General features: G+C 32.1%; 15 protein-coding genes and 1 pseudogene. 14 read left to right on the forward strand and 2 right to left on the reverse strand.

Translation table 11 applies throughout. The features are described 5' to 3' along the window. Positions 1-112: 112 nt before the first annotated feature. The 13 genes and pseudogenes from Q9B79_RS05265 (at position 113) to Q9B79_RS05320 (ending at position 13,845) form a co-directional block, all read left to right on the forward strand. Positions 113-592, forward strand: coding sequence for an AraC family transcriptional regulator (locus Q9B79_RS05265; protein ID WP_306182899.1), 480 nt, complete (start codon positions 113-115; stop codon positions 590-592). Between the two features lie 277 nt (positions 593-869). After that, the gene (locus tag Q9B79_RS05270) at positions 870-1,400 is read left to right on the forward strand and encodes an RNA polymerase sigma factor SigX (protein WP_306182900.1); all 531 of its coding nucleotides are present in this window, start codon (positions 870-872) and stop codon (positions 1,398-1,400) included. Further along, a complete protein-coding gene (locus tag Q9B79_RS05275; protein WP_306182901.1) occupies positions 1,401-2,378 on the forward strand; it encodes a DUF4179 domain-containing protein in 978 nt (325 codons plus the stop codon). It abuts the gene before it with no gap. A 455-nt stretch (positions 2,379-2,833) separates the two neighbouring features. Then, a complete protein-coding gene (locus tag Q9B79_RS05280; RefSeq protein ID WP_306182902.1) occupies positions 2,834-4,537 on the forward strand; it encodes a M4 family metallopeptidase in 1,704 nt (567 codons plus the stop codon). Positions 4,538-5,022: 485 nt separating this feature from the next. Next, positions 5,023-7,587, forward strand: coding sequence for a type I pullulanase (pulA, locus tag Q9B79_RS05285; protein WP_306182903.1), 2,565 nt, complete (start codon positions 5,023-5,025; stop codon positions 7,585-7,587). 467 nt (positions 7,588-8,054) lie between these two features. Next, positions 8,055-8,654 carry an undecaprenyl-diphosphatase gene (locus tag Q9B79_RS05290; RefSeq protein ID WP_306182904.1) on the forward strand — a complete coding sequence of 200 codons (600 nt, stop codon included), beginning with the start codon at positions 8,055-8,057 and terminating at the stop codon, positions 8,652-8,654. Further along, positions 8,645-8,755 (forward strand): annotated as a pseudogene (locus Q9B79_RS26945) (hypothetical protein); the annotation flags it as partial. The gene Q9B79_RS05290 and the pseudogene Q9B79_RS26945, both read left to right, overlap by 10 nt. A gap of 255 nt (positions 8,756-9,010) precedes the next feature. Next, positions 9,011-9,703 carry an HAD family hydrolase gene (locus Q9B79_RS05295; protein ID WP_306183326.1) on the forward strand — a complete coding sequence of 231 codons (693 nt, stop codon included), beginning with the start codon at positions 9,011-9,013 and terminating at the stop codon, positions 9,701-9,703. 202 nt (positions 9,704-9,905) lie between these two features. Continuing rightward, complete coding sequence (locus Q9B79_RS05300; protein ID WP_306182905.1) at positions 9,906-10,274, forward strand: DUF4180 domain-containing protein; 369 nt, start codon at positions 9,906-9,908, stop codon at positions 10,272-10,274. Positions 10,275-10,361: 87 nt separating this feature from the next. Continuing rightward, positions 10,362-10,886, forward strand: coding sequence for a MepB family protein (locus tag Q9B79_RS05305; RefSeq protein ID WP_306182906.1), 525 nt, complete (start codon positions 10,362-10,364; stop codon positions 10,884-10,886). A gap of 138 nt (positions 10,887-11,024) precedes the next feature. Continuing rightward, positions 11,025-11,792, forward strand: a complete 768-nt coding sequence (locus Q9B79_RS05310; protein ID WP_306182907.1) for an arylamine N-acetyltransferase family protein — start codon at positions 11,025-11,027, stop codon at positions 11,790-11,792. 157 nt (positions 11,793-11,949) lie between these two features. Then, complete coding sequence (locus Q9B79_RS05315; protein ID WP_306182908.1) at positions 11,950-12,603, forward strand: YdeI/OmpD-associated family protein; 654 nt, start codon at positions 11,950-11,952, stop codon at positions 12,601-12,603. A gap of 126 nt (positions 12,604-12,729) precedes the next feature. After that, complete coding sequence (locus Q9B79_RS05320; RefSeq protein ID WP_306182909.1) at positions 12,730-13,845, forward strand: NAD(P)/FAD-dependent oxidoreductase; 1,116 nt, start codon at positions 12,730-12,732, stop codon at positions 13,843-13,845. A gap of 42 nt (positions 13,846-13,887) precedes the next feature. Here the strand turns inward: Q9B79_RS05320 and Q9B79_RS05325 are convergent, their stop codons facing one another. After that, entirely contained in the window at positions 13,888-14,337 is a 450-nt protein-coding gene (locus Q9B79_RS05325; protein WP_306182910.1) for an NUDIX hydrolase, read from the reverse strand. A 48-nt stretch (positions 14,338-14,385) separates the two neighbouring features. Next, positions 14,386-14,643, reverse strand: coding sequence for a hypothetical protein (locus Q9B79_RS05330; RefSeq protein ID WP_306182911.1), 258 nt, complete (start codon positions 14,641-14,643; stop codon positions 14,386-14,388). Between the two features lie 202 nt (positions 14,644-14,845). On the opposite strand from Q9B79_RS05330, the gene Q9B79_RS05335 reads away from it, so the two are divergent. Then, positions 14,846-16,276, forward strand: coding sequence for a PQQ-dependent sugar dehydrogenase (locus tag Q9B79_RS05335; protein ID WP_306182912.1), 1,431 nt, complete (start codon positions 14,846-14,848; stop codon positions 16,274-16,276). Positions 16,277-16,317: the final 41 nt, after the last annotated feature.

Below are 16,317 nucleotides of genomic sequence, written 5' to 3' on the forward strand. Positions count from 1 at the left end.
TTATGTTTTAATTAAAGAATATGCATTAATAGAATTTGTTTATTTACGAAGGAATATATGAAAATAAAGGCTAAATAAATAGAGTAGAGATTTGTTAAAGGGGCTGATGTAAATGAAAGTGACTATAAAAAAATTACCAACATTAAAAGTAGCCTATATAAGACGAACTGGTAATTATTTTGAACCACAAGATCACTGGGGAAGGTTATTACAGTGGGCAAATGAAAACAAGCTTTATCCACCAGAGCAATCATTTATCGGAATTTCATTGGATAACCCTGAACTTGTTGCAAGTCATAAGTGCCGACATGATGCTTGCGTTACCGTACCTGAAAACTTTGAAAAAAAAACGCATCAGGATGTGCAATTTAAATGTGTAGATGGAGGTCTATACGCTCTATACCAGTTCTATGATGAACCTCATAAATTAAGTGAAGCGTATCGATATATGTACGCAGTGTGGTTACCAAATAGTGAGTATAGTGCAGATTATGATAGGGATAATTTAGAGTTTTGTATAAACAATGTTGCAGAAGACCTAGAAGGAAAATTAAAGGTTAATTTATTTGTCCCATTAAAAAAGAACAAATAAATTCATGTCAGAAATATAGTTTTTAATAAGTAGTATAAATTATAAGAGGTATTAAAATAATTGTTTTTTATAGTCTAAAACCCACTCTTAAAAATAGTTGAGAGTGGGTTTTATGTTGTTATTGAGAAAAAAGTTTACTTTAATTAATATGAATATTTGTTTATATCATGAATGTACGTAGTAGTACATAATAAAAAAATATTATTTTTTGTCACAAAAATGAGCATTCTGGTTTCTCTATAATGCAGGCATCAAACGAGAGAGAGGTTTTATTTACATGCAAACAATAAAAAGTGAAGAGAGGAATGTTTCACATATAACATTTGAAGCGTTGTTTAAACAAAACTATGCGTATGTTGTTAAACAAATAATATGGATCATTAAAGAACAGACAGTTGCTGAGGAATTAGCGCAAGAGGTGTTTTTGCAACTGTATCATTCAGATTGGAACTCAATAGAAAATTTACGAGCTTGGCTTATAAAGTCTTCTACTTATGTCGCCTATAACTACATTCGCTCTGAAAAGAGACATCAGGCAAGAATCGATAAAGAAATCCAGTATCAAGAAGTTCAAATTGATTCGTCACTAGATGATGAATGGATTAGAAAAGAAGAAATTACAAAAGTACAAAGGGTTTTGCGAAAAATGAAAGAACAAGATCGAACAATATTATTAATGAAATTTTCAGGATTTCGATATAAAGAAATCGCGCAAGTACTTCATATTGAAGATTCGTCTGTTGGAACATTGTTGGCACGAGCTAAACTTAAGTTCCGAAAAACTTTTGAACAAATGGAGGGGAAGTAAATGACTTGTTATGAAATGGGATCCATTCAATCATATGTTGATGGCGAACTTTCGCGTGAGGAAAGAAAACAATTTATAAAGCATTTAGATAAATGTATGGAGTGTCAAAATTTATTAATTGAGCTAACAGAATTAAATCAATGGGAACATTCAACACTAGCCGAGGAGAAGCTTCATGAGACTCCAGAAATAAATATTGATGTCGAAAAAGCATGGCAAACATTTAATGGTTATAACCAGACTAATAATGTACTTAGTACAAATCAAACGATAGAAAGAAAGCAGGGAGTATTTTCAAATATGAATAAAAAATCAAAACAGTTCATGTATACGTCGGTTGCTGCGGTAGGCATTTTTACTATAGCTATGATCCCGCAAGTGCAAGTTGCAGCAACTAATATTGCTTCTTACTTTGCTAATGAAGTATTAAATGATACGGTTGTGAATGAAGGAAGTAAAGATGAAAACGGTGTACAACAAGAAGGTATGTTGAACGGGCAGTTTATACCTATTGATGAAAAGATAACAGATCAAGGGATAACTGTACATTTTAAAGAATTATATGTGGCAGATGCACGTATATCTGTTCATTATAGAGTGGAGAAAGCCGATGGAACTCTAATGCCATTTGAATTTGATACAAATGGATTAGATATAAAAAGCGATGGAAAAGTAAATGGACAACAAGAAGAAAATCCTGAATATAACACAGGAAATGGTATGTTTTCACAATTATCATTTATTCAAGGTGAAGACAATTCACCATTTGAATTATTGTCAGAAGGAAAACAGTTAGAGCATGTAGGCATTCGTGATAAAGACAGACCAGAAGGCGTCATTACATTTGTTGAAGGTCCTGAAGGAAAAGGTTCCTTTAAACAGCCTTTAACATTAGATGTAAACATAAATAAAATAGGGAAAATAGCTGGATCTTGGAAAGGTCAATTTCAAATTAATCCTGAAAAAGTAAATAAGTAAAACAAATTTATATGAAAAAAAGAATAACACAATACATGTCGAGTGATATCTTTATCTATTGGTTTGCTTTTATAATGCTTATTTCTTACATTATTTTAACTATCTCTTTTATTTACTAATTAAATAGTAACGAAGAATTTCAATGTATGAGATAACTAATTTTTATAAGTTATTGTGCAGCGAAATCAGCAAATAAACAATTGAATGAGACGAGCATATACTAATAAATGACACAATGCATAATTTATAATCGTATTTGAGGAGCACCTTATAGTGCTCTTTTTTTATTGAAATTCATGCACTTATATGAGTTGTACTTTATTTATATTATCGTCCTTATATTATGTAATTTTGCATAATGTTACATAAATTGTGTATTTTCCCTTTTTTTCGACAAGAACAGCAAGTATACTTTGTACAAGCTTTCTATTTCAAAAATTATACGAGGTGAAAAAATGAAAAACAAAAAGACGTTAACTAAGGTAGCATTAACAACGGGTTTAGCTTTAACAGCAGTTGCACCATACGGAGTAGGTCATGCAGAGGAAACAGATCAACTACAAGTTCAAATTCAGGAAGAATCGTTCCGTTCGGGTGAACTTACACAACCGTCACAAAAGGCACCAGAGAATGTAGTAAAAGATGCTCTAAAGGAGAAAACAGAACAAGCTCTTTCTCCAAAGCAAGTCAATGGAGAAACAGGAGTAGATTATAAAGTTCTTCAAAAACGTGGTTCATATGATGGGACTACACTTGTACGTATTCAGCAAACATACGAAGGGAAAGAAGTATATGGCCATCAATTAACTGCACACGTAGATAATAACGGTGTTATTAAAAGTGTTTCAGGCGATAGTGCGCAAAATTTAAAACAAGAAGAATTGAAAAAACCTATCAATCTATCAAAAGATGAAGCAACACAATATATTTATACGAAGTACGGGAACGATATCAATTTTATTTCTGAGCCAGAAGTTAAAGAAGTTATTTTTGTTGATGAAAATAATGGACAAGCTAGCAATGCATACCAGGTTACATTTGAAGCTGCAACACCAAACTATGTTTCTGGAACTTATTTAATAAATGCACAAAATGGTGATATGTTAAAAAATATGGTACAAGAATCTAACTTAAAAGCAAGTGAAAAACTAGTTGGAGCATTAAAGCAAAGTAAAAAAAGCAATCTTACATCATTAACTGGAACAGGAAAAGATGATTTAGGTATATCACGTACATTTGGTATCTCTAAACAAAGTAATGGCAAATATGCTCTTGCTGATTATACAAGAGGGCAAGGAATCGAAACATATGATGTGAATTATAGAGACATTACGAAAGAAGAAAGCTATTATCCTGGTACATTAGCAACTAGTACTTCGACAACATTTAACGATCCAAAAGCAGTAAGTGCTCATTACTTAGCAACAAAAGTATTTGATTTTTATAAAGATAAATATAAGCGTAATAGCTTTGATAATAAGGGACAAAAGGTAGTTTCAGTTGTACATGCTTGGGATTCCGGAGATACGAATGATCCGAAAAATTGGCAGAATGCTTTAAGTGCGAATAATGGAAGTATGCTTGTATATGGAGATCCTATCGTCAAGGCATATGACGTAGCTGGCCATGAATTTACACATGCTGTTACTTCTAGCGAATCTAATCTTGAATATTATGGTGAACCTGGTGCGATTAATGAGGCACTATCTGATATTATGGGAACATCTATTGAGAAATACGTAAATAATGGAAGTTTTAACTGGACGATGGGAGAACAAACTGGATCTGTTTTCCGTGATATGGAAAATCCGGCTTCTGTTCCATCTTCACTTGGTGTACCTTATCCAGATGATTACAGTGAATTTAATGATTTTAATGGATGGGATCAAGGTGGTGTTCATTTTAATTCAAGCATTATTAATAAAGTTGCGTATCTCATTGCAAAAGGTGGCACTCATAACGGAGTGACTGTTAAAGGGATTGGTGAAGATAAAATGTTTGATATCTTCTATTATGCAAATACAGATGAGTTAAACATGACTTCTAATTTCAAAGAATTAAGATCAGCATGTATTCGAGTGGCAACGAATAAATATGGAGCAAATACAGCTGAAGTTCAAGCAGTTCAAAAGGCATTTGATGCAGCAAAAATTAAGTAAGTTAGAAATATAGTTATCATTCATTTATTCTTACATTATGAAAAACAGCTACTGTCGTTTTAAAGACAGTAGCTGTTTTTTATGTAGCAATGTATGAATGAAAATAGTCTTACTAAGCAATAATTAGGTTGTCTATCTTTATGAAGTTACGACACATATATAAGGTTTAAAGTACATAAAAACAGAAGATTAATAATATATTGACCTTTTAATAGAAAGTGCTATAGAATGAAAGCGATAACAAACGATTGCTTTATAATGATTTCCCTGATCTTTTAGTATTTACAAATATATGAAGACATAAACAAACCTATTTTTTTAAACATTAATGCAAACGTTTTCGTACTAAAAGATCATTGAAATACATATGTGAAATCAGCCAATATGGGGGTGAAATAAAAGAGATTTTTAGATTCATTTAAGTAGCTGTAATGTAGTACGAACAGAATATAACGTTCATACCATTTAAAGAAAGGGTGTATGTGGTGCAAATGATAAAAAGATTAATTAACAAATCAGTTTTATTACTTACTATAATCGTTATGTTATCATCTGTTTTCTCTTTTCAAAGTGTAAAGGCAGTTTCAAATTCGAAAACAACTGAAGTTATCATTCATTACAAAGAGCAGTCTGGAAATACAAAAGACTGGAACCTTTGGATATGGGGAGAAAATGCGAATGGTACATCATATGAATTTACTGGTGAAGATGAATTTGGAAAGTACGCTAAAATGAATATAGATGGTTACTATAATCGTGTAGGATTTATCATTCGTACCAATGATTGGGAAAAAGATGGTGGCGATCGTTGGATTGAAAATATAAAGGACGGTCGTGCTGAAGTATGGATTCTTTCTGGTGATGATAAAGTATATAACTCTAAGCCTTCTGCGGAACTATCAATTCAAAAAGCATCTATTGATAGTTTCAATGAAATTACTGTAACAACTAATGTCCCATTTCATATTAAGGAACGGAATATTGAAATTGAAGGCATTAAAATTAAGGATATTAGTCCTTATGATAGAAACAGTGAGAATGTTACGAATAAGGTTAAAATAATTACGGAGCAGAAAATTGATTTAAAACAGACATACAAAGTTAAAATCGAAAACGTAGCTTATGCGAATACTGAAATCGGTAAAGTCATTCGTAGTGAGGAATTTGATCATTCATTTTACTATGGTGGTAACGATTTAGGTAATATATATACGCCACAACATACGAAGTTCCGTGTATGGGCTCCTACTGCGAGTGAAGCGAAGTTAGTTACATATAAAAAATGGAACGATAAAATAGGTACTGAAATAAACATGCAACAAGATGAAAAAGGAACTTGGAAAGCAGAACTTAAAGGGAACCAAGAAGGTCTCTTTTATACGTATAAGGTCAAAATTGGTGATAAGTGGACGGAAGCAGTTGATCCATATGCACGTGCTGCTTCTGTAAATGGAGATAAAGGTGCGGTTGTTGATTTAGAAGAAACAAATCCGAAAAAATGGAACACTAACAAAAAGCCAAAATTTAAAAATCCGGAAGATGCTATTATTTATGAATTACATGTACGTGATCTTTCTATTCAGCCCGAAAGTGGTATTATACAAAAAGGAAAGTATTTAGGGGTAACAGAAAAAGGAACAAGAGGGCCTGAAGGTGTGAAAACAGGACTTGATCATATGAAAGATCTTGGTATTACGCATGTTCAGTTGTTACCGATATTCGATTATGCATCAGTAAATGAAGAGAATTTAAACGAACCACAATATAACTGGGGATACGATCCAAAAAATTTCAACGTTCCAGAGGGATCCTATTCTACAAATCCATATGAGCCAACTGTTCGAATAACCGAATTAAAGCAAATGATTCAAACACTGCATGATAATAATCTTCGTGTTGTAATGGATGTAGTATATAACCATATGTATAATGCTGCTGAATCTAATTTTCATAAGTTAGTTCCAGGTTATTATTACCGTTACAATGAAGATGGAACATTTGCAAATGGAACCGGAGTAGGAAATGATACAGCTTCAGAACGAAAAATGATGCGAAAATTTATGGTGGATTCGGTCACATATTGGGCAAAAGAATATAACTTAGACGGATTCCGTTTTGATTTAATGGGTATTCATGATTATGAAACGATGAACGAAATACGTAAAGCTATTAATCAGATTGATCCTTCTATTATACTGCATGGAGAAGGCTGGGATTTAAATACACCTCTTGCACCTGAGTTGAAAGCAAATCAAAAAAATGCAGAGAAAATGAAAGGAATTGCTCATTTTAACGATAATATACGTGATGGATTAAAAGGTAGTGTATTTGAGGAGAAAGAAAATGGCTTTGTAAATGGAAAGGACAACATGGAAGACCGTATTAAAAAAGGCATTACGGCAGGCATTGACTACGATACAAATTCGTCTACTTATCAAGATCCGGAGCAGGTGCTAACTTATGTGGAAGCACATGATAATCATACATTATGGGACAAACTTGAGTTGACTAATCCAGGTGACAGTGAAGAAGTGCGAAAACAAATGCACAAATTGTCTTCTTCGATCCTATTAACATCACAAGGTATTCCATTCTTACATGCAGGACAAGAGTTTATGCGCACGAAATATGGTGATCATAATAGTTACAAATCTCCTGATTCAATTAATCAAATGGACTGGTTACGCCGTGCAGCATTTAATAATGAAGTAGATTATATGAAGGGCTTAATAGAATTACGCAAAAAGTACTCAGCTTTTCGAATGACATCTGCAGAACAAATTAAAAAACAGGCCTCTTTCATTGATACCCCAAAAAATGTTGTGGCTTATTCGATAAAGGGAATTGGTAATAAAAACGAATCCTTTATGATGGCTCATAATGCAAATAGAGAAGCCGTTGACATAAAACTTCCATCAAAAGGTCCTTGGAAAGTACTAGTAGACGGTAAGCAGGCAGGTAGTAAAACACTTTACATTGTTAATGATAATAAAATTAAAGTCCCTGCATTAAGTTCATTTGTTTTAAAAACAGAGAAACCAATTAAATAATTACAAAAAAGCGGAGTGAAGGTTATTTTCACTTCGCTTTTAAAATTAAAACGATATAATTTCACGTACTGTAATTTTATTACAATTCAATAAAAAAACATAAACAAAAAGGAGAAGACTCAACAAGGTTCTACTCCTTTTTATTGTGTAATTAGGAAGTAATTGCTACAGAACTATATAATGAAATATTAATATAGACCTAGAGTTACAAGAGTTTTGAAAATAGCGAAAGATAAGGAAATGAATCTAATTACTAAATGACGAGAAAATGACAAAACTGTAAGAATGCACGAACGTTTGTAAGGAAGTTCGATGTTTTCCTTTTTCTTTTTTTATTAAAGTAAAAAAGAAGAAAGCGGTGTCATAAGAGATTGATATTTTTAGATGGGTACAATAACTAAAATTATTCATGCAGTGAAGGTATATGACAATCCGTAAAACACCTTACTAAAAAGGAGCGGTTGAAAATGACTTTTTCTCAATTCAATATTGATAGTTTTCGAGCAATTAATGATTTAGGTAAACAATATTCATTCCTAAACTCAACCATGATATTTTTGGCAGAGTATATGGTATATATTTTAGCTTTAATTATTTTAGCTTATTGGTTTACTGGCCCCAGAAAAAGTAGGATGATGATTATTCAAGCGATAGTTGCTTTTGTAATTGCTGAGGTGATTGGAAAAATAGCGGGAAAATTTCATCTAAATTATCAACCGTTTGCAGTATTGCCTGATGTGAATAAAATTGTCGACCATGCTGTAGATAATTCATTTCCTAGTGACCATACGATTCTCTTTTTTTCAATTTGTTTTTCGTTTTGGCTTGTTCGTAAAAAAACTGGATGGTTATGGCTTATACTTGCATTTTGTGTAGCGATTTCTCGTATTTGGGTAGGGGTTCATTATCCTTTTGATGTTGTGATAGGGGCTTTAATAGGATGTATTTCAGCGGTATTTTCGTATTGGTTAGTACCGAAATTTTCTTTTATCAAGCAATTACTTACTCAATATGAAAGAGTAGAGGAACGTGTTTTACCATCAAAAAATAAATCAAAGGGATTTTGAATATAGCCCTTTCTCATCCTCATTACTATTTTCCACAAGTTGAATGGATTCAGACATTCAATGCACCTATTCATATCCATAAAGACGAAAAGGAATGGATATGAATATTTTCCCGTAAACATTTTATAAGTATTGTTATTGCAGAATTAAACCTATAACCATAAGCCAAAAATATTGTATTTTTTTAAGATGTTTATAAGCTTATATAACAAGTCAACATAGTGTGTTTTCACATTAAATAACAAACAGAAAAGGACTTTCGATTTATCTCTTAGAATATTGTTCTTTACAAGTCCTTTGATATTAATTACTTTTTTGATCTCTACGGAAATATAGAAAGGGTGGGAAATTATATGATTGGTTATAAAGCGATGTTGTTTGATTTAGATGATACGTTACTAGATAGGGATAAGGCAGTAGATAAATTCTTTTTATTAGTTTTAGAAAAGTGTTATGAGGATGTTAGTGATACAGTTAAAAACACTATGTTACAGAAATTCAAAGAATACGATAAAAGAGAATACGGTATTAGCGATAAAACGATAGTTTTAGAATCATTATTTAATGAATTCGCGCCAAAATATAGATTGCCACACAATTACATCCAAGATTTTTGGAATAATAATTTCCCTGGATGTTTTTCAATAGACCAAAATACTATTCATTTGTTAAATCAAATAAAGAAGCAATTTAAAGTTGGAATTATAACAAATGGCTCAACTCAGAGGCAAAAAGCTAAAATATTTAATACGAATTTAAATAGGTATTTTGAAACAATCATTATTTCTGAAGAAGTGGGATTTAGTAAACCTGATAAACGTATATTCGAACTAGCATTGAATAAGCTAAATTTACAGCCGGAAAATACTTTATTTGTTGGGGATGACTTAGAAAAGGATATCGCTGGTCCTCAAAATGCAAATATAAAAGGTGTGTGGTTTAACCCTCAGAAAATCAAGAATACTACCAAAATACAACCATATGCCGAGATTAACACTTTGGATAATTTGTTAAGTTATGTTACTCCACAATATTTTTATAACAAGTAAAAGCAATTTCATATATATATTCAAAAATATAAAAAAGAGAAACTATCATTAATTTCATTGACCGTATTAATAATAAAAAATATATATTTACAATAAAAAATAGAGGCGATTTTAATAGCTGCGGCTAATTTAATCTATGATTAATACGAAGTTTTGTAAAACAATTTTACTCATACTGTGTAAATTATAAAGAGGTGGGACTATGGAGATAAAGAAAGTAGTAATTGATGGAATCAATATTGCGGTCATTAGAAACGATAAGGTATTAATATCGGATGTTCAGTCTGCATTAGATACTATGGCAACAGTTCAATATGAGGTAGATGCGAAACATATTATTATCCCAAAATCTTTAATAAGCGAAGACTTCTTTGATCTAAAGACACGTCTTGCGGGCGATATTCTTCAAAAGTTTATAAACTACAAGGTAAAGTTTGCTATTGTTGGAGATTTCTCTATGTATACTAGTAAAAGCTTAAAGGATTTTATTTATGAATGTAATAAAGGTAGAGATGTTTTTTACTTATCAACTGAACAACAAGCAATTGAAAAACTAAGTACATTAAAGTAATAATTATATCCTGCTAAATTCCCTCATTTCACTTAGTTCATGATTATATACGATATAGAAGAACTGATGTTTGTGATAAACTAAGAAATGAATAAAGGGGGAATTTTCTTGAACAAATTTAATGATGTAATTCGAAATTTAAACAATATAATGTACAAACCTAACAAATTAATACTCACGAATCTAAAAGAAGAACAGCAAAACGCAGAATATGCAGGATGTTTATTTCACTTAAATCATAAAAGCATTCGTTTTAGAATATCAAAAATTACCCCTAATAAAATTGGCCAATTTGTTTCTTTTTGGGAGAAAGATGACAATATGCATAATCAAGCATTTTCTTATGACGCTGCTCCTGACCTTTTAGTTATCACTTGTATAGATAAAAATAAACTAGGACAATTTATTTTCCCTAAAGAAATTCTTCGTAAAGAAAAAATATTAAAAACGCAAAGTCAAAAAGGGAAGATGGCTATGAGAGTGTATCCTATTTGGGATACTCCTGTTAGCAACCAAGCGGAAAAGAGCCAAATATGGCAACTTCAATATTTTGTTGATTTAAGCGATTATAATAATTTACCTATAGACAAACTATTAAATTTATATTCGTAGCTTCTTATCTTAAATAACCTTGTGAGTTAGACTTTTTGTACCGGTACAGTTAAACAAAATGTACATTGTTTCAGTACCCCATCAAATTTACAATCAGCATATACTATTTTAACTTATACATGTTAAGGGGTGCTGACTATGGCAAGTCTAAAAGAAAAGATGTTTACAAGGTTGAAACTTGCAAACCGTACTGAAGTGAGATTTGAAGAATTAAATTCAATTCTCTTTGCATTTGCACACACTATACCATTTGAGAATTTAGATGTTATAGCACGTAATGCGAATACAATTACTATGGAAAATTTACAGAATAAAATTTTAATTACATCCCGAGGCGGACTTTGTTATGAATTAAATACTCTTTTTTACTACTTTTTAAAAGATTGTGGTTATGATGTACAACTTGCTCTTGGAACCGTATATAAAAATGATATAAACGCATGGGCACTTGAGGATGGACATATAACGATTATTTTAAATTATACTAACGAACGATACTTAATTGATGTAGGTATTGCTTCATTAGTACCTTTAATCCCCGTACCTTTTACTGGAGAGTCTGTTTCCTCTAAAAATGGTTCGTATCGAGTAAGAATACGAGACACAAGTAAAGGAAATTATGTTTTAGAAAGAAAAGATACGAATGGAGATTGGAAAGTTTGTCACGCCTTTTATAATCGTATCATCGATGAAGCAGTAGTAAACGATGTTCAAAAAAGAGTAATAGAAGATGAAAAATCTATTTTTAATAAGGGACCAATTGCGGTGAAATTGACGGACTATGGCCATGTCTCTTTAACGAATACTAGTTTAACTGAGATGATTCGTGAGGAAAAAACGAAACGTGTAATTACAGAAGATCAATATAGGGAGTTTTTATATACTTTATTTGCTATTGAGTTATGATGAAATAAATAGCTAGCCGATTCTTATGCAGAATCGGCTATTTTACTAATTTTGATTTAAAGCAACTATTAAAGTTTAATTTTATTAACAGATATAATACACTAGAACGGTATGAAAAAGTATAAACAATGAATTTTGAATGTAAAGGAAGATTTTTATGTCAATTATTGATAAATTGGAACTTAATAAGTATACAAATATGGTCGTAATTAATGAACCTAGTGATTATGACTTTTTTACAGGAAAAGAAACTACATTTTCCAAAGATCATGATGCCATTTTTATTTTTGTAGAAACACTTGATGAAATGGTGAAACAAACGAATTTTATTATTAGTAATGAAGAATTACTAATTGAAAAAGGCTACATATTCTTCGCGTATCCGAAAAAAGGTAATTCTCGTTATAGTACGTTTATTCACCGTGATGAGATGTTTCCTGCATTAAGCGTTGGCGAAGATGGGTATGTAGGACAGAGTGATATTAAATTTGCACGAATGGTAAGTATGGACGACGTCTTTACTGTTGTAGGCTTAAAGCGTGAAAAGAAAAAAGAGAAGAAAACGCCTGCTATGAGTCAATGTGTTGCTGATTATGCAGATCGTATTAAAGATGTTGAAGCATTATTGGTTAATCATCCGAATGAACTTACGTTTTATCAAAGTTTAACACCTGGATATCAAAAAGATTGGGCACGTAATTTATTTTCTGTAAAACAAGAAAAAACACGTGAAAAACGTCTTGAGAAAATGATTGAAATTCTTTCACAAGGATATAAAACAATTGAATTATTCCGTAAGAAGAAAAAATAATGACTAGGAAAGTCACAATGATGCAACAATTAATTATGTTTAGCACATTGAAAAAAGGATTCCTTTCAGTATACTAAAGTATGTTCTTATATTTAAATAATTAGCAAAAGAGAAAAGGTGTTTAAAATGAAATCGTATATTGTAGTTGGAGCCGGTATTTTAGGAGCGTCTACTGCTTATCATCTTGCTAAAGCAGGTGTGAATGTTACTATCGTGGATCGTCAACAACTAGGTCAAGCAACTGATGCAGCGGCTGGTATTGTATGTCCATGGCTTTCACAGCGTCGTAATAAAGCATGGTATAAAATTGCTAAAGGCGGTGCACGTTACTATTCTTCTTTAATTCAGCAATTAGAAGAAGACGGTGAAACGGATACAGGATACAAGCGTGTAGGTGCAATTAGTTTACATACTGATGAGAAAAAGTTAGATAAAATGGAAGAACGAGCTTATACACGACGTGAAGATGCACCAGAGATTGGAGAAATTACACGTTTATCAGCTGAAGAAACGAAAAAATTATTCCCAGCATTATCAGAAGAATATAGTTCTGTTCATATTAGTGGCGCTGCACGAGTAAACGGAAGATCATTGCGTAACGCATTAATAAGTGCTGCGAAAAAACATGGCGCAACTTTTATAAAAGGAGATGCAGTATTAGTCCGTGAAGATAATCATATTACTGGAGTTAAAGTAAATGACAAAACAATGGTAGCGGAAAAGGTTATTGTAACTGCAGGCGCATGGGCGAATGAAATATTGAATCCATTAGGTATTAACTTCTTAGTTACATTCCAAAAAGGACAAATTGTTCACTTGCAAACGGAAAATACAGCAACAGAAAACATGCCAGTTGTTATGCCGCCAAACGATCAATACATTTTAACGTTTGACAATGGTCATGTCGTAATTGGTGCAACACATGAGAATGAAACTGGTTTCGATCACCGTGTGACAGCTGGTGGTTTACATGAAGTATTTCATAAAGCATTAGAAGTTGCACCTGGTTTAGAAGATGGTACTTTGCTTGAAACGAGAGTTGGTTTTAGACCATTTACGCCAGGATTCTTACCTGTTATCGGACCACTTCCTAACTTCAACGGTATTCTTGTTGCAAACGGATTAGGAGCTTCAGGTTTAACAGCTGGTCCATATTTAGGTTCAGAACTTGCTAAATTAGCACTCGGACAACCAATTGAGTTAGATTTAAACGATTATGACGTTGCTGGTGCAATTGAATAATAAAAAAGATTAGGATTCGATCCTAATCTTTTTTATTTATAGTTAACTCTTTAATTGCTTTAATAACCTTTTGTTTAATTCCCATAATGCTGTTTTGTTACTATCCCACTTTAAAAGCGTTACTGCTTCCTCAAAGCATAACCATTTATAATTGGAGTGTTCTTTTGATAATGAAATGTTTTTTGTAGAAACTTGAACTCCAAAAGAAAATTCTTTTATTACATAAACATCATCTCCCCAAAGAAATTCTCCAACTACATCTTCTACCGATAGTGAAGACACAGAATCTAATTGTATATAAGGAAATTCTCTTAAAATACCAGCTTCTTCAAATGCTTCCCGTTTTGCTGATTCAATAGGAGTCTCACCATCTTCTCCACCACCAGCAATTCCTTGCCAATAACCATAATCACTTCGGTTAAAAATAGCGTATTGAATAGAATCTTCAGTTATTATATAAGGAAATATTAATACTTGATATGGCGCTCTCATTGTATAACCTCTTCCTGAAAATAAGCTTTAAATAAATATGAATAATTGTTAATTATTATATAAAGTGGGTGTTCTTTTGAATAAAAACACCACTGATAAAATAAAGATTACAGCCTTTAAACTGCCCCAATACGGATAAACAGCATGATCAGTTAAACTAGCATATTGAAAGATATTCTCTAAACCGAAAATCCCAATAATGACTGCCAAAAGAAATGCAGCCTTTCCTATATTCGTATTACGATAGAGGGTAAATAAATATATTGCACATATAAGTGGTACGATGATTTGTAGTAAGATTGCCATGGATTGTCCCCCTAATTTATATTTTATAGTTATATCATATCAAAAAATGTAATAAAAAGGTATATAAGTTAATTGATGCTAAGCAAAAAACAGGCTTGTACAAACAGAGATATTACGACTTCATGTCTATAGTTTTGATACTAATTGAACTACTCTAATCATATTCTTCTATTAAAAAGAATAAAAAGGGGTGTACAGTTAATTGACACAAGTTAAGGTTCGTTTACGGCCCATCGTTCATAACATAAATTTACCGACTATCATAAAAACAGCAATACTTCCAGCTGAATCAGTTGAAAGACTATTTATCGCAACCCAATTAGGAGAGGTTTTTTACATAGGAGACGGAGATATAAAGACATTTTTAAATATTCGTCACCGAATTATTAAATTAGGCACATTTGAAGAAGGTGTTGCTAGTAGCGGGTATGATGAACGCGGCTTACTAGGACTAGCTTTTCATCCGCAATTTAATCATAATGGCTTATTTTATCTTCATTATTCAGTAGCCGGGACTCAAGGACCAGGAGCGCTTTCAGAACAATTTAAACCGAATCCTTGTGACGAGAAAACTTTAAACTTAAAGTGGACAAATAGAGATACTCAATATGATCATATCGATACAATTGAAGAATGGATTTTACAATCAAACGGTAAACCTAAAAAAAGAAGAACTTTACTTAATACAAGAAGACCATTTTTTAATCATAACGGCGTAAACAGCTTAAACTTTTCACCTGAGACTGGAAAACTTGTTTTTACAAATGGAGATGGTGGTTCAGGCTATGATCCATTTAATTTAAGCCAGGATGATTTAGAAATAGCGGGTAAAATAATTGAAATCGATGTAAGTAGAGATACATTCATAACCAATCCTCCAGTAGTTACACGCTTTAATGAACTTCCTTTATCTATACAAGAAACACTTACAGTCATTGCAAAAGGCGTACGTAATATAACAGGTATTTCATTTCAAAGGTTTTATAATCAATATATCAAATATGCTGGTAATGTCGGACAGGATATTGTAGAGTCTATTTTTTCTTTTGTTCAATATAAACCAATACCAGTTACCGAACTTGTCCAAACTCATTTAATGAGAGTTACTCTCGGTCAATATGGATTTATTAATTTTGGTTGGAGAGGATGGGAAGGAGAATTACCAACTTCTTTTATAAGGCACTGTTCTGAGAATCCAACTTTAGATGAGAGAATAATGGCTTATTATAATGAAACTATAGAAACATCCGTGCAACGTATACAGCCTCTAATTAGTTATTATCATAAAGGTTCCAGACCAGATAAATTTGACGGAACTTCACTTACTGGCGTTCAGCCGTATATGGGAACTGCAATTCCTAGTTTGACTGGTAGTATTGTATTTACTGATCTTGCTAAAAAAGAAAAATCGCAGTCTCTAGTAAAAGGTGCGTTAGCATATTCTAGAGCTGGTACGCATGGTAAACATACTGACTTTCATGTTATTGAAACCCATTATGATTTCGGTGAGCAAGCAGCTTATTTTATGAGTTTAGGAACAAATTTGGATCAAACTAGATTATATTTAGGGGTTTACGGTTCTATGAAAGTAACGGATTTGAACAAAGGTACTATTTTTGAAATCGTTCCTTAATATGATAGACACTATCGGAATTATTCATTATATAATCGTCT

Source organism: Bacillus sp. MHSD_36 (assembly GCF_030757775.1).
Lineage (GTDB): Bacteria > Bacillota > Bacilli > Bacillales > Bacillaceae_G > Bacillus_A.